The sequence below is a fragment of the Clostridium fallax genome (assembly GCF_900129365.1).
Taxonomy (GTDB): Bacteria; Bacillota; Clostridia; order Clostridiales; family Clostridiaceae; genus Clostridium_AH; species Clostridium_AH fallax.
The window spans coordinates 99,324-115,701 of record NZ_FQVM01000006.1 but is presented as its reverse complement, the minus strand read 5'-3'; the positions used below and the strand labels follow the sequence as shown (position 1 = coordinate 115,701).

Below are 16,378 nucleotides of genomic sequence, written 5' to 3'. Positions count from 1 at the left end.
ATTTTTTATTCTATATTATCTATATCTGACTTTGAAATCAATACCTGTCTTGGTTTACTTCCATCCTTTTGTGAAATTATATTATTTTCTTCTAATTGATCCATAATCCTTGAGGCTCTATTAAATCCTATTCTAAGTTTTCTTTGAAGAAAAGATGTAGATGCTTGACCTGATTCAACTACTATTTTAATAGCCTCATCTAGAAGTTCATCTTTTTCTTCTGAATTTATTTTATTTGTAGCTTCATTATTTATATGCTCAATTATATCTTTTTCATACTCTACATCTTGTTTAGATCCTTTTACAAAATCAACAACTCTTTCTATTTCTTCCTCTGAAATAAATGCTCCTTGAATTCTTAAAGGTTTTGATTCTCCTACTGGATAGAAAAGCATATCCCCTTTACCTAAAAGTTTTTCAGCGCCAGATGAATCTAGTATAGTTCTTGAATCAACTTGGCTAGATACAGCAAAGGAAATTCTTGATGGTATATTAGCTTTTATAACTCCAGTTATTACATCTACAGAAGGTCTTTGAGTTGCTATAACTAAATGCATTCCTGCAGCTCTTGCCATTTGAGCTAATCTTCCTATATAATCTTCTACATCATGAGGACAAACCATCATTAAATCTGCAAGCTCATCTACTATAATAACAATCCAAGGAAGTTTTTCTTCTATTATTCCCTTATCAAACATATTATTATAAGATTCTATATTTTTAACACCATTATCTGCAAAGAGTTTATATCTTCTAGTCATTTCATTCACAGCCCAATTTAAAGCCGCTGCTGCTTTTTTAGGATCCGTTACCACTGGAATTAAAAGATGAGGAATTCCATTGTATACATTTAATTCAACAACCTTTGGATCTACCATTAAAAGTTTTACTTCATTTGGAGAATACTTATATAGTAAGCTTATTATTATAGTATTTATACATACACTTTTACCAGAACCTGTAGCCCCTGCAATAAGCATATGAGGCATCTTACTTAAATCCCCAACAACACACTTTCCTCCTATATCCTTTCCTATTGCAAAAGCTAAATTTTTATGAGAATTTAAAAACTCGTCACTGTCTATAACTTCTTTTAAAAATACTGAACATAAATCTTTATTAGGAACCTCTATACCTACTGCTGATTTTCCTGGTATAGGAGCTTCTATTCTAACTCCATTTGCAGCTAAGCTTAAAGCTATATCATCAGAAAGATTCACTATTTTACTTACCTTAACTCCTGCACTAGGTTGAAGTTCAAATCTTGTAACAGATGGTCCTTTAGTAACCTGAGTAACCTTTGCTTCTACTCCAAAGGAACTTAAGGTTTCTTCAAGTTTATTTGCACTTGATAAAAGATCCTTTTTATCTTCTTTTTTCATATTTAAACTGCTATTAGTATTTAAAAGATCTGATGTTGGATAAATATATTCTTCTTGTATTTTATTATCTTTAAGTTTTTCTGATAACTCTTTATTTACACATTCTTTAACTTCATTATCTAAAGATTGCTTTTTATTTGACTTAGAATCATATTCTATAACCTCTATTTCAGGTTCTTTAGAGTATATTTCTTCCTTATTACTAGTAGTATTTTCTACTACAGAATTTTTCATAAAATCAAGAATTTTTATTTTTTTATTTATACCTTTTATCTCATCTTCCTTTTTAGAATTTTCATCTTTAATTTCTATTAAAGGAGATTGTTTTTCCATAATTATAGTTCCTTCATTTTTATCATTTGTTTTGGAAAGTTTTATTCCATGCTCTCTTCCTTCTTTAATCATATCAATTATATCTCCTAAAGAGATATCAAAAATTACCATAGCACATATAATATATACCGCTATAATGATTATATACGTTCCTAAACTACCTACTAACTTATGGATAGGATAAGTAATTAAATATCCAATTATTCCACCATGAAATACTTTTCCAGAATTTATTATAGTACTTAGAGAATTGGTTATACTAGAAGAATCATAATAATTATCAAAGGATAGTGTTTGTACAAATAATAGAGTATTTAAAAATATTATGGTTCCCAATATAAATCCATTAGTTAATGCAAATTTTCCTTTATTTCTTATATATATAATTGCAATGTATACAAGATAAATAGGCAGCACAAAAGCTCCTATTCCTATTAAAGAAACAAATATTTTTTTTGAAAAATAAGAAAGATATCCTACAGAATCACTATATAAACTTATAGCTAAAAGTATTGCTACTACTATATATAAAACTCCCTTTATATCTGTTTTCTTTTTTGTATTACTTCTTCTACTTTGTCTTTTTCTTGCCAAAAATCTCACCTCGCTTTATAAATTCTACGTCAAAGTACAAACTCCTTTATTATAGCATAAATAAGTCGTAGGTTATAACCTACGACTTATTTTTTTCTATTAATTCATCTAATTTTTTTAAAGATTCTTTAACTCCACCAACTTCATCTATAAGACCTATATCTACTGCTTCTTTCCCAATTAATATAGTTCCCATATCATTTAATAGTTCATCTGTTTGAAGCATCAAGCTTCTTAATGTTTCAATGTTTATATTAGAAGTTCTCACTATAAAGTCATTAATTCGCTCTTGCATTTTTTGAAAATATTTAAAGGTTTGTGGAACCCCTATTACTAATCCATTCATTCTTATAGGATGAACAATCATTGTTGCTGATGGAGATATGAAGGAGTAATCAGAAGAAGTAGCTAGAGGAACTCCTATTGAATGTCCCCCACCTATAACCAAAGATACTGTAGGCTTACTTAGACTTCTTACCATCTCTGCTATAGCTAACCCAGCCTCAACATCTCCTCCTACAGTATTTAATATTATAAAAACTCCTTCTACAGAATCCTTTTGTTCAATTTCAATAAGTTGAGGTATTACATGTTCATACTTTGTAGTCTTACTTTGCGGCGGCAAAACTCCATGACCTTCTATTTGCCCTATAATAGGTAAAACATATACTTTTTCATTTTTATCTACTAAAGAAGTGGTTCCCATCTCTTTTATAGATTCTATTTTTTCATTATTGATTGATGAATTTACCTCTTTTTTTACTTGAACTTGTTCTTTTTTATCTTCTTTATAATCTTCTCTATTCATAATATTCCCTCCAATATTTTATAGTTTGCACTTAGGAGAGAATATTATTCTTAGTTTTGCATGAATACTTTATGAAGTATTTTTATAGCATCTCTTACTTTGTCTGAATGTATTAAACACCAAATAGTCATATGAGAATCTGCTGTTTGAAGCACTTCTATTTTTTCGTTATCTAATGTACTAATTATTCTAGCCATAACACCAGGTATACCTTTCATTCCAGAACCTATTATAGAAACTTTACTACAATCTTCTACTAAGTCATATTTTATTGATAAGCAATCTAATATGTTTATTAGATTACTTTTATCTTTACTATCTATAGTAAAGAATTTTTTATCAGGGAATATGTTTATAAGATCTAAACTTATATTATTTTCTGCTAAGGTTTGTAAAATTAATTTATAATTACAATTACCCTTATTATTATCTTTAATAATTCTTACTTGAATTCTATTAGCCATATGAGTTATTCCAGTTATTATTCTCTTACCAGTCTTATCTCCAAGATTATTTATAATAGTTCCTCTACAATTTGATAGAGTATTTTTTATAACTAAAGGAATATTTCCCTTCATAGCTACATCTACTGCCCTTGGATGTATTACTTTAGCTCCTTGATCTGCAAATTGGAAAACTTCATTATAGCTTATTTCATCTATTAAAGCAGCATCTTCTACAATTCTAGGGTCAGCAGTCATTATTCCATCAACATCTGTAAATATTTGAATCTCTTCTGCATTTAATGCTACTCCTAATATAGCTGCTGAAGTATCACTTCCACCTCTTCCTAGAGTAGTTAAATAGCCTTCTTCATCTACTCCCTGAAATCCTGTAACTACTGGTACATAGCCTTCTTTTAATAAATTCATCAATCTAGCTGTATCTGTTTTTACTACATCTGCCTCTGAAAAATTAGAATTTGTTATAATACCTGCCTGTCCCCCAGTTAAAGGTATTGCTTTTATCCCTCTTTTACTTAAATTTTCTGACATTACAACAGAACTTATTATCTCACCACAACCCATAAGTAAATCGGCAGCTTGTTTATTTAACGCTTTGAAATCATCATTAATTAAAGATAATAGTGTATCTGTTGCATAAGGTTCTCCTTTTCTTCCCATTGCAGACACAACTACTACAGGAGAATATCCTTCCTTTATGGCATTTTCAACCTTTTCTATTACAAAATTTCTTTTTTCAATTGTAGAAACAGAAGTTCCTCCAAATTTTTGAACGATAATCTTCAAATTCTCACTTCCTTTATAGCTTTGTTCTTTTTACTTGATCATCATCTATATCAAGTACTATTGCTTTTGTTCCTATTTTTTTTACGTTATCCCAAGGTATTTCTAAAAACTCATTGCTAGAAAACAAACTAAACTTAGCTGAATTAACATTTATTATTAAATACCTTAAATTACCGTTGTCATCTATTAGTATATCATTACTCCCTAAAGAGTTATACTTATCTCCATCATTTATGTTGAATACTTCACATCTTTCAAGATCACTTAAAAGTCTGCAGTTTCCATCTAACTCCATAGAAATCCCTCCTTACCATAAATTTTATGATAAGGAGAGATAGTTTATTCTCTTTCCAAAATTATAATTATTATATAAAGTAAAGTATATTTTAATATTATAGTTTTTAGTAAATATACAGTTTTAAATATTGATTTGAAATTTATTAAATTAAGTATATATTAGCTAAACATAAGTATCTTTTTGAGCTAAAATAGATAATTTTTCATAATCTATTTTTTTACCTACAAAAGCACCATTTAAAATTCCTGGTTTAATAGAATTATCTAGTATATCTTCTATTAAGTCCATATCAATGCTATCTATTTTTTTTATTATATCTTCTGGCTTATTTAACCTATTTAAAAATAAAACTGCTTTTCCATTACTAAACATTCTACTACTTGTACTTTCTAACCCTAATATATAATTAGCTTTTAATTTTTCTTTATTTATTTCTAATTGCTCTTTAGTTATTCCTTTTTTAGAAAAATTAGAAAGTTCATTTTTTATAGCTATTATAGCTTTTTCTGAAGACTCAGGACTTAATCCTACATATATGTTTAATGTACCTACATTTTTATAAGACAGTGGATATAAATATATTGAATAACACATTCCCATTTCTTCTCTAATTTTTTGAAATAATACAGATGAAGCTCCTCCACCTAAGATATTTGCTAAAAGTATAAGACCATAATTTTTCTTATCTCCTATAGGCATACCTTTTAATCCTAAACTTATATTAAGCTGCTCAATATTTTTTTCTTTAAACAAAAAGTCATTGTAAATTTCTGGAGTATCATAGATTACTTCTTTATCATCTTTTACAGTCCAATTTTTAAAATATTTATTAATTAATTCATTAAGCTCTTTAGAATCAAATTTACCACATATAGACAACACTGTATTTTTAGGAGTATATTTACTTTTTACATAACTTACAATTTTATTATGATTGAAAGATTTTACTGTATCTTTAGTTCCTAATATAGGTAAAGCTAAAGAATTATCTCTAAAGGTAGCTTTTCCATGAAGATCTGTTAAAACTTCCTCAGGACTATCTTCTCCCATATTAATTTCTTCTATAACTACACTTTGTTCTTTCTTTATTTCTTCTTCATGAAAGTTACTATTAAACATCATATCTGATAATATATCTAGGGCTAAGTCTAAATGTGTATTTAAAGTCTTTAAATAGTAACAGGTAGACTCTTTACTTGTATATGCATTTATTTGCCCACCTACATTTTCTATTTCTTCTGCAATTCTCTTTGAAGAACGATTTTTAGTTCCTTTAAAAAACATATGTTCTATAAAATGTGAAATACCATTATTTTTTTCATTTTCATTTCTAGAACCATTTTCAACTAATAAGCCTACACTTACAGAATTAACATGTTCTATATATTCTGTAACTATTCTTAAGCCATTAGGAAGGGTTATTAAATTATACATATAATCAATCACTTCCTTTTTAAATATAAGTATAATAAATTTATATTACAATATTAATATAAAAAAATCAAAGGAGATTCCTTTGATTAAAATGATTTATAATATACTTTTTTATATAAATATTAATAATTAAGGATTCTTAATTATTAATATTATATGTAGCTAATTTTTACTATTCTAAAACTTATACTGCTCAAATTTAAATAATTTTATACTAAAATTTCATAGCTTAAAATTATTAAAATAAAAAGGCAATTATTAGTTGCCCTTTTAAGCTTATTCTTCAGTTTTCTTTTCTTCTTTATCTATAATCGCATCTTTTCTTGAAAGATTTATTCTTCCTTGATTATCTATATCAGTAACCTTTACTAATATTTCATCTCCTACAGATACAATATCTTCAACTTTATTTACTCTATTTACATCTAATTTAGATATATGAACTAATCCCTCTTTATTTGGTAATATTTCAACAAAAGCACCAAATTGAGCAATTTTTATTACTTTACCAAGATAAATTTCTCCAACTTTAACTTCTTTAGTTAAACCTTCTATTATTTTAATAGCTTCATTTACACCTTCATGATCTGGTGAACTTACAAATATCTTTCCATCATCTTTTATGTCTATCTTAACTCCTGTATCAGCTATAATCTTATTTATAACCTTACCACCAGCTCCAATGACATCTCTAATTTTCTCTGGATCTATTTGTAATGTAGAAGTTTTAGGCGCATAAAGTGAAACTTCTTCTCTTGGTGCTGGTATACATTCTTTTATCTTTTCTAAGATAAATAATCTAGCCTTTCTTGCACCATGAATTGCATTTCTTATACAGTTATCTGATAATCCAGCAATTTTTGTATCAACTTGAATTGAAGTTATACCTTTTTCTGTTCCTGCAACTTTAAAGTCCATATCTCCAAAGAAGTCTTCTATACCTTGTATATCTGTTAAAACTTCTTCTTCTGATAAATCTTCTGAAGTTATAAGTCCCATAGCAATACCTGCTGCTGGTCTTTTAATTGGAACTCCTGCATCTAATAAAGCTAAAGTAGATCCACAAACTGATGCTTGAGAAGTTGATCCATTAGAACTTAAAACCTCTGATACTAGTCTAATAGTATATGGAAATTCTTCCTCTGAAGGTATAAGTGGCTCTAAAGCTCTCTCTGCTAAAGCTCCATGACCTATTTCTCTTCTTCCTGGTCCTCTTAATGGCTTAACTTCTCCAACGCTGTATGCTGGGAAATTATAATGGTGCATATATCTTTTTGATTCTTCTTCACCAATTCCATCTAAGATTTGAACATCACCTATAGCTCCAAGTGTTGCAACAGTCATAACTTGAGTTAAGCCTCTTGTAAATAATCCTGTTCCATGAGTTCTTGGTAATATTCCAACTTCACAGCTTATTGGTCTAACTTCATCAAAAGCTCTACCATCTGGTCTTCTGTGATCTTTTAATAACATATTTCTAACAATTTCTTTTTGTGTTCTATAAACAACATCATTTACATCTGATTGATTATCTGGATACTTTTCACTAAATTCTTCTGATATTTTTTCCTTTACTATATCCATAGCTGCATTTCTTTCGTCTCTATCAGTAATGTACATAGCATCTTTTATCATATCAAAAGAAAATTCTCTAACTTCTTTTTCTATCTCTTCATCTACTTTATATAAGACAGGCTCTACTTTTTCTTTTCCGAATTTAGCCATAACTTCCTCTTGGAAAGCTACTATTTTTTTACATGCCTCAAATCCAAATTCTATAGCTTCTATCATTTTTTCTTCTTCTATTTCGTCTCCGCCAGCTTCTATCATCATTACTCTATCTTTAGTTGCACAAACAGTTAAAGCTAAAGTACTTTCTTCTCTTTCTTTTGATGTTGGATTTATTACGAACTCTCCATTTACTATTCCTACTTGAACAGCTGCTACTGGTGTTGTGAATGGAATACTTGATAGGCATAATGCTGTTGATGCAGCATTAATAGCTAGAATTTCTGGAAGATTATCCTTTTCTACAGATACAACAGTACATACTACCTGTACGTCATTTCTATATCCCTTTGGAAATAGCGGTCTTAAAGGCCTATCTATAGCTCTTCCATTAAGAATTGCTTTTTCTGAAGGTTTACCCTCTCTTTTGATAAATCCTCCTGGTATTTTACCTACGGCATATAATCTTTCTTCATATTCCACACTTAGTGGGAAAAAGTCGATTCCGTCTCTTGGACTTTCAGATGCATTGGTATTAGTTAATATAACTGTATCCCCATAACTCATAAAAATAGCTGCATTAGAAAGCATTCCTATGTTTCCAAGTTCTACTTTCATTTCTCTACCTGCTATATTTACACTGTGACTTTTATTCATGGGTTATACCTCCCTTCGTTTTAACCATAAAACTTTTACATTAAATATTTTAAAATAATAGAGCGGGATTAACCGCTCTATATATTAACCTCTTATACCTAATTTTTTAATTATAGCTCTGTATCTTTCGATATCTTGCTTGTATAAGTAGTTTAGAAGACCCTTTCTTTGTCCAACCATCATTAAAAGACCTCTTCTTGAGTGGTGGTCTTTCTTATGAGTCTTAAAGTGCTCAGTTAATGATTTGATTCTTTCTGTTAAAAGAGCTATTTGAACCTCTGCTGATCCAGTATCTCCTTCATGTCTTCCATAAGTTTTGATTATTTCTTCTTTTCTTGCTTTATCCATGTGTTTACACCTCCAAAATATTATCGCCTAACTCCAAGAAAAAAGATGGTGAAGCTTTTATCTTAGAATAAGGTTCACAACCGTATTATAACAAATGACTTTTTAATTGTAAATCTATTTTTATATATTTATCATTATTTTTCTTTCTTTTGCTACATTTTTATCCTTAATAAGTTGTATTTTTAGATCTTCTATAGAATTGAACTTCTTTTCATCTCTTATTCTTTCAATAAAATATAATTTTAATTCATCATTATAAATATTTTTATTAAAATTTAATATATAGGTTTCTATAGTTAATTTTTTACCTTCAACAGTAGGATTATGCCCTATTGATGTTATACCTTTAAAAATTTCATTATTCCATTTTATATTAGTATAATAAACTCCTATTTTAGGTATTAAATATCTATCATCAAGTTCTAGGTTTGCTGTTGGAAAACCTATCTCTCTACCTATCTGTCTTCCCATTACAACTTTTCCTTGAACCATATAAGGTTTTGAAAGCATTTTCATTGCTTCTTCAACTTTTCCATCTTTTAAAGCTTCTCTAATCCTTGTACTACTTACTACTTCACTATTATATTTGAAAGCGTCTATAACTACTAATTTAAAGTTATACTTTTCACTTAATCTTTTAAGTAAGGTAATATCTCCTAAATTTTTATAGCCAAATCTATAATTAAAACCTACTACTACGCCTTTCATATTGTATTTTTCTATTAACATAAGTATAAAATCTTCTGGTGATAACTCCATAAGACTTTTGTCAAAGGTTCTTAAGCAAGCTATATCAACATCTAAACTATCTAAAATATCAAGTTTATAATTATTATTCATAATAAGCTTTGGAACTTTATTTTTATCTATTAATGAAAGTGGATGATTTTTAAAGGTAAAAACCATACTATAAAAGTCTTTTTCTTTTGCTAAAGAAACCACCTTATTTATAAGAGATAAATGACCTAAATGTATTCCATCAAAACTACCTAAGGCTATAAATGTATTTTTATCTAGTTTTTTATTAAAGTCTTCGTTAATTACTATCATTTTTCTACCTCTTATTCATACAATAGCGTAACTATCTTAAACCCTAATTCATCTTTCTTTCCTAATCCTATAAAATTTAATTTATCATCATAAACTCTATATATTGTATTATTTGGAATTTTCTCTTTTAATAAACGGCTATCACCAACTTTTACTCCATTTATTAAAAGTTTAGTAAATTTAGAATCTACAATAACCTTTGGAAAAGCCTTTAAAGCTTCCTCTATAGTTATTATATTTTCTTTTATAGTTTCTTCTGTTAAATCTTCTATATTGATGCTATTAGATTCTTTAAAAGGACCATTTTCTGTTCTGCATAGTTTAGTCATAACAGCTCCACATTCTAACTTTTCACCAATATCATAACATAAGCTTCTTATATAAGTTCCCTTAGAGCATCTTACTTTCATAACTATAAATGGATTTGATATATCTACATCATAAATATCATAAATAGTTATTTTACGAGGTTCTCTTTCCACCTCAATTCCTTGTCTTGCAAGTTCATAAAGTTTTTTACCATTAACCTTTAAAGCGGAATACATAGGAGGAATTTGATCTATTTCTCCTTTAAATGTATTTATAACTGAGAGGATTTCTTCTTCCTTTAAAGTAGAAGAATCACCTTCTCTTATAACTTTACCTTCTAAATCATAGGTATCAGTAACTACACCAAGCTTTAAAGTTACCTCATAGGTTTTCTCATTACTCATTATATAATCTATTATTTTTGTTGCTTTTCCTAAACATACAGGTAGAACCCCTGAAGCTTCTGGATCAAGGGTTCCTGTGTGACCAACTTTCTTTATCTTTGAAAGTTTTCTTATTTTACTTACCACATCAAAGGAGGTCATTCCTGTATTTTTAAATACATTTATTACTCCATTCATCTATATCAACTCTTTTTTTAATTCTTCTAATATTAATTCTTTTGCTTTTTCTATGCTTTTATCTTTTATTTTAAGACCTGAGGCTTTTATATGTCCGCCACCACCAAAAACTTCACACACTTTTCTTACATCTACTTCATTTTTAGATCTTAAACTTCCCTTTATTCCTTCATCTGTTTCCTTAAGCAGTACTGCCACTTCAACACCTTTTATTTGTAATCCAAAAGAAACTACATCAGATGTATCTTGAAGATTTAGATTAAGTCTTTCTACAGTATCTTTTTTTATTTCTAAAACTGCAACTTTATTATTTATTAAAAGTTCCATATTAGTTAAAACCTCTCCAATTAATTTTAATTTTTCAAAAGGTTTATTATCAAAAAGATTACTGTGTATTTTAGAAGTATTAAGTCCTAAACCTATTAATTTTCCTGCAATAAAATGGGTTTTCTCTGTGGTATTTGAATGTCTGAAAGATCCTGTATCTGTTACTAAGGATACATACATGCATTTTGCCATATCCTCTGTACATTTTACTTCTAAACATTCTATAAGATCATATACTATCTCAGCTGTTGCTGCTGCATTACAATCTATATAATTATATTTGCCATATTTATCATTTGATATATGATGGTCAATATTTATTATATCACCTTTAAAGTCTTTAAGATCTGCAGAGATTCTTTCCCAATTTCCACAATCTAAAACAATAACACAATCCATATTATCTAAAGGAATAAATAAATCTAAATTTATTTCATTGCTATAAGGAAGAAAGCTCATATTATCAGGAACTGAATCCCTTGATAATATATAAGCTTTTTTTCCAATCTTCCTTAAACACTGCAGTAAAGCTAGAGAACTTCCTATTGAATCACCATCTGGGGAAACATGATAAGTTATACCTATATTCTCTTTTTCTTTAATTATATCTGCAATTTTATTAAGCTCCATTTTATTTCTCCTTAGTTTTCTCTATTAGAGCATCTATATGCATACCATGCTCTATTGAGTTATCAAGCTCAAAAATAATTTCTGGAGTATATCTTAAATTTATTCTATGACCAATTTCTCTTCTAATAAATCCACTAGATTTTTTAAGTGCTAAAAATGAATTTTCTTTCTCTTCTTCATTTTTTCCAAAGATACTTACAAAAACCTTAGCATATCTTAAATCTTTAGTAACACTTACTTGAGTAATACTTATCATAGCAGTTAATCTTGGATCCTTGATATCATTTCTTATAATATCACTTATCTCTTTTTTAACTTCTTCGTTAATTCTTCCACCTCTATAGTTAGGCATTATATCACCTCTTTATAGTTCTTTTCTTTCTACGGCTTCCATAACATAGCCTTCTATTATGTCGCCTTCTTTAATGTCATTAAACTTTTCTAAGCTTAATCCACATTCATAACCTGAATTAACTTCTTTTACATCATCTTTAAATCTCTTTAATGATGAAAGTTTTGTATCAAAAATTACTATTCCATCTCTTATTATTCTTACATCTGCATTTCTTGTTAATTTACCATTTAAAACATAACAACCTGCAATTGTTCCAACATTTGATATTTTGTATACCTGTCTTACCTCTGCACTTCCAAGTACAACTTCCTTGTAATCAGGCTCAAGCATACCTATCATAGCTGATTTAACATCTTCAATTGCATCATATATAATTCTATAAGTTTTAACATCAACGCCTTCTTTTTCAGCAGCTGCAATTGCATTACCATCTGGTCTTACGTTAAATCCTATTACAATTGCATTTGAAGCAGTTGCTAATGTTATATCTGTTTCTGTAACAGCACCTACAGCACCATGTATAACTCTTACTTTAACATCATCAGTTGAAAGCTTTTCTAAAGAAGATCTTATAGCCTCAACAGAACCTTGAACATCTGCTTTAACTATTATAGCTAATTCTTTAACTTTACCTTCTTTTATTTGATTATATAAATCTTCTAATGAAACCCTGTGAGATGCATTTAATTTTTCTTGTCTTGTTTTTTCTTTTCTGCTTTCAGCCATTTGTCTTGCAGTTTTTTCGTCTTTAACTACTACAAATCTATCTCCAGCAGCTGGAACTTCTGATAATCCAAGAATCTCTACAGGAATTGATGGACCAGCACTTTTTATCTTTTTACCATCATCATCAAACATAGCTCTTATTCTACCATAAGTTGATCCAACTACTATTGAATCTCCCTTATGAAGAGTTCCGTTTTGTACTAATAATGAAGCAACTGCTCCTCTTCCTTTATCAAGCTTAGCTTCAACAACAGTTCCTTTAGCTTTTCTAGCTGGATTTGCTTTTAACTCTAACATTTCTGAAGTTAAAAGAACCATTTCTAATAAGGTATCTATTCCTTCATTAGTTTTAGCTGAAACTGGAACACAAATAATATCTCCACCCCAGTCTTCTGCAACTAATCCATGTTCTGTTAACTCTTGCTTAACTCTATCTGGATTTGCTCCTGGTCTATCTATTTTATTTATTGCAACTATCATCGGAACTTTCGCTGCTTTACAGTGGTTAATAGCTTCAACAGTTTGAGGCATTATTCCATCATCTGCTGCAACAACTAATATAACTATATCTGTAACTTGAGCACCACGAGCTCTCATTGCTGTAAAAGCTTCATGACCTGGAGTATCTAAGAAAGTTATCTTTTCTCCATTTAATGTAACAGTATAAGCACCTATATGCTGAGTTATTCCACCAGCTTCTGATTCTGTTACTTTTTCTTTTCTTATAGCATCAAGTAATGAAGTTTTACCATGGTCAACGTGACCCATTACAGTAATTATAGGAGGTCTCTTTTCTAAAGTTTCTCCTTCTACAATTTCTTCTTCAAAATCTTCTAAAGTATCGTCTTCTTCTAATGGCGCTACTAAAATTCCAAACTTTTCTGCTACTTTTTCTGCAGTATCAAAGTCTATCTCTTGATTTAAAGCTGCCATTACACCATTGAACATTAAAGTCTTTATAACTTCTGTATTTGGCTGTTTTAATTTTTCAGCTAAATCTTTAACAGTTATAGTTTCTCCAATTTCAATTACTTCTCCTTCTTGTAATCCATCTTCTTGTGAACCATTAGAGGATTGTTTTCTCTTCTTTTTCTTTTTTCCTCCTTGGTTAACTTCTTCTGCAACTATTTCTTCATACTCATCTACTATAGTCTTATCTTCACTTGAATTTCCGCCTAATAATTCCTTTATAAGCTCTGCATCTTCGTCTTCAATTACACTCATGTGGTTTTTAACTTCAATGCTAAATTCATCCATTAATATTGTTATCAAGTCTTTGCTTGATATGCCTAATTCCTTAGCTAATTCGTATACTCTTATTTTAGACATATATTCACCCCCGAATTATATTCAATAAGGAATTTACTTTTAAACACTCTCACTGTTTTTGATTAATTTTTCCGCCATATTTTTATCTGTAACACCTAAAATATTAATTTCTTTTCTTCCTAAACTTAATCCAAGTTCTTCTTTACTAAGCTCATCAATATATGGTATTTCTTTATCTTTACAAATTTTAAGAAATTTATCCTTAGATTTTAAAGACAATTCTTTTGAGAATATAAACAAGTAAATCCTTTTTTTGTTTAAGTTTTCTTCACAGCGATTATAACCTTCTAAAAGATTACCTGATCTTTTTACTAATCCTAAAAAACTATAAAATTTATTATTCATTACAAATTTCATTCCTTAATCTTTCATATATTTCTTCGCTGATATTTGTTTCTAAGTTTTTGTTTAGTCTTTTAGCTTTAAAAGCCTTCTCTAAACACTCTAAATCTCTACAGATATATGCTCCTCTTCCTGATTTTTTACCAGTAAGGTCTAAAGAAACTTCACCTTCAGGACTTTTAACTATTCTTATAAGTTCTTTTTTAGGTTTCATCTCCATACATCCATTGCACATTCTTAAAGGAATTTTTCTAGGTTTCATAAACTCCACCTCCTCTAATCATGTATTATTCTTCAACAGTTTCAACTGTTTCAATAATTTCTATTTCTTCAAAAGAAGCTTCTTCTAAAGCTTTTTCTGCTTGTGATTTGCTCTTTATGTCTATTTTCCAACCAGTTAATTTTGCTGCTAATCTAACATTTTGACCTTCTTTTCCTATTGCTAATGATAATTGATTATCATCTACTACAACTTTTGCAGATTTATTTTCTTCATCAACTTCTACATCTAAAGCTTTAGCAGGACTTAAAGCGTTAGCAATATATTCTTCTGGAAGTTTGCTCCACTTTATTATATCAATTTTTTCATTTTTAAGCTCATTTACTATATTTTGAACTCTAACACCTTTAGGACCAACACAAGCTCCCATAGGATCTACAGATTCATCATTTGAATAAACAGCTATCTTAGTTCTTGATCCTGCTTCTCTTGCTATACTCTTTATTTCAACTATGCCTTCAAATATTTCTGGAACTTCTAGTTCAAATAATCTTTTAACTAATCCTGGATGAGTTCTTGAAACTAAAACTTGAGCTCCTTTTGATGTGTTTTTAACTTCAACTATATAAAGTTTCAACTTTTCGTTAAAGTTATAATCTTCACCTTTCATTTGCTCATTAGGTCCTAAAATAGCTTCAATTCTTCCAAGGTCTACAAAAACATTACCTTTATCTTTTCTTATTACTGTACCTGTTATTATGTCAAATTCTTTTTCTATAAATTCATTATATATTATATTTCTTTCAGCTTCTTTTATTCTTTGGATAACAACTTGCTTTGCTAATTGAGCTGCAACTCTTCCAAAGTTTCTTGGTGTAACTTCAAGCTCTACAATATCATCAACTTTGTATCTAGGACTTATTTCATTAGCTTCTTCTATTGAAATTTCTGTTACATCATCATATACGTCATCCACAACAACTTTTTGTGAAAAGACATGTATTTCTCCTGTTTCTCTATTCATGCTTACTCTAACATTTTGAGCATTTGAGCCAGTATTAGCATAGTTTTTCTTATAAGCTGCTACAAGTGCATCTTCAATAGTTACAAAAAGTAAATCTTCACTTATTCCCTTTTCCTTTACTATTTCCTTTAAAGCACCTATAAACTCTTCATTCATGATTTTTACCCTCCTCTAAATTATAGCTCCCCTTCAAGATTTACTGATTTAATCTTGTCTTTTGGAATTCTTACTATTTCTTCACTATCTAACTCTTTTACATATAGCGCTTCTTCATCTATCTTTTCAATGAATCCTTTTACATTTTTCTTACCATTTAAGCTTTTTATAAATCTAACTAAAACTTCTGAGCCTATGTATTTTTTATAGTGCTCATCTGTATGTAATGCTCTATTTAAGCCTGGTGAACACACTTCAAGATAATAAGGATCTTTTATTGGATCTTCTGTATCTAGTATTTCACTAATAGCTCTACTTACTGTTTCACAATCAGTTAAAGATATAAATCCTTCTTCTTTATCGATATATATCCTTAAATAAAATTCATTATTTTCTTTTACATACTCTAAGTGATACAATTCATAGTTAAGTTGGCAAACAATAGGTTTAATTAGTTCGTTTAACTTACTCACGAGTACATCTTTTTTCACTTGTAA

Annotated in this window: 16 protein-coding genes; all 16 read right to left on the bottom strand. The window is 28.9% G+C overall.

The window, feature by feature from the left end; genetic code table 11:
- Positions 1–5 precede the first annotated feature (5 nt).
- Positions 6–2,309, bottom strand: coding sequence for an FtsK/SpoIIIE family DNA translocase (locus tag BUA70_RS05040; protein ID WP_242977321.1), 2,304 nt, complete (start codon positions 2,307–2,309; stop codon positions 6–8).
- A 79-nt stretch (positions 2,310–2,388) separates the two neighbouring features.
- Positions 2,389–3,015 carry a ClpP family protease gene (locus BUA70_RS05035; protein ID WP_242977342.1) on the bottom strand — a complete coding sequence of 209 codons (627 nt, stop codon included), beginning with the start codon at positions 3,013–3,015 and terminating at the stop codon, positions 2,389–2,391.
- Between the two features lie 152 nt (positions 3,016–3,167).
- Complete coding sequence (gene dapG, locus BUA70_RS05030) at positions 3,168–4,367, bottom strand: aspartate kinase (protein ID WP_072894148.1); 1,200 nt, start codon at positions 4,365–4,367, stop codon at positions 3,168–3,170.
- Between the two features lie 13 nt (positions 4,368–4,380).
- Positions 4,381–4,662: a YlmC/YmxH family sporulation protein gene (locus tag BUA70_RS05025; RefSeq protein WP_072894145.1), complete on the bottom strand. Its 282-nt coding sequence runs from the start codon at positions 4,660–4,662 to the stop codon at positions 4,381–4,383.
- A gap of 165 nt (positions 4,663–4,827) precedes the next feature.
- Positions 4,828–6,099, bottom strand: a complete 1,272-nt coding sequence (locus BUA70_RS05020; protein ID WP_072894142.1) for a M16 family metallopeptidase — start codon at positions 6,097–6,099, stop codon at positions 4,828–4,830.
- Between the two features lie 276 nt (positions 6,100–6,375).
- Positions 6,376–8,484, bottom strand: a complete 2,109-nt coding sequence (locus tag BUA70_RS05015) for a polyribonucleotide nucleotidyltransferase (RefSeq protein ID WP_072894139.1) — start codon at positions 8,482–8,484, stop codon at positions 6,376–6,378.
- 84 nt (positions 8,485–8,568) lie between these two features.
- A complete protein-coding gene (rpsO, locus tag BUA70_RS05010) occupies positions 8,569–8,832 on the bottom strand; it encodes a 30S ribosomal protein S15 (RefSeq protein WP_072894136.1) in 264 nt (87 codons plus the stop codon).
- Positions 8,833–8,952: 120 nt separating this feature from the next.
- Positions 8,953–9,882, bottom strand: coding sequence for a bifunctional riboflavin kinase/FAD synthetase (locus tag BUA70_RS05005; protein WP_072894133.1), 930 nt, complete (start codon positions 9,880–9,882; stop codon positions 8,953–8,955).
- Between the two features lie 11 nt (positions 9,883–9,893).
- A complete protein-coding gene (gene truB / locus BUA70_RS05000; protein ID WP_072894130.1) occupies positions 9,894–10,772 on the bottom strand; it encodes a tRNA pseudouridine(55) synthase TruB in 879 nt (292 codons plus the stop codon).
- Positions 10,773–11,729, bottom strand: coding sequence for a DHH family phosphoesterase (locus BUA70_RS04995; RefSeq protein WP_072894127.1), 957 nt, complete (start codon positions 11,727–11,729; stop codon positions 10,773–10,775).
- Position 11,730: 1 nt separating this feature from the next.
- Positions 11,731–12,081 carry a 30S ribosome-binding factor RbfA gene (rbfA, locus tag BUA70_RS04990; protein ID WP_072894125.1) on the bottom strand — a complete coding sequence of 117 codons (351 nt, stop codon included), beginning with the start codon at positions 12,079–12,081 and terminating at the stop codon, positions 11,731–11,733.
- A gap of 12 nt (positions 12,082–12,093) precedes the next feature.
- On the bottom strand, positions 12,094–14,139 hold the full coding sequence (gene infB, locus BUA70_RS04985) for a translation initiation factor IF-2 (RefSeq protein ID WP_072894124.1): 2,046 nt from the start codon (positions 14,137–14,139) through the stop codon (positions 12,094–12,096).
- Between the two features lie 39 nt (positions 14,140–14,178).
- Positions 14,179–14,484, bottom strand: coding sequence for a ribosomal L7Ae/L30e/S12e/Gadd45 family protein (locus BUA70_RS04980; protein WP_072894122.1), 306 nt, complete (start codon positions 14,482–14,484; stop codon positions 14,179–14,181).
- On the bottom strand, positions 14,477–14,743 hold the full coding sequence (gene rnpM / locus BUA70_RS04975) for an RNase P modulator RnpM (RefSeq protein ID WP_072894119.1): 267 nt from the start codon (positions 14,741–14,743) through the stop codon (positions 14,477–14,479). The genes BUA70_RS04980 and rnpM overlap by 8 nt, the downstream gene beginning before the upstream one ends.
- Before the next feature lie 25 nt (positions 14,744–14,768).
- Entirely contained in the window at positions 14,769–15,881 is a 1,113-nt protein-coding gene (nusA, locus tag BUA70_RS04970; protein WP_072894117.1) for a transcription termination factor NusA, read from the bottom strand.
- A gap of 20 nt (positions 15,882–15,901) precedes the next feature.
- Complete coding sequence (rimP, locus tag BUA70_RS04965) at positions 15,902–16,372, bottom strand: ribosome maturation factor RimP (RefSeq protein ID WP_072894115.1); 471 nt, start codon at positions 16,370–16,372, stop codon at positions 15,902–15,904.
- Positions 16,373–16,378: the final 6 nt, after the last annotated feature.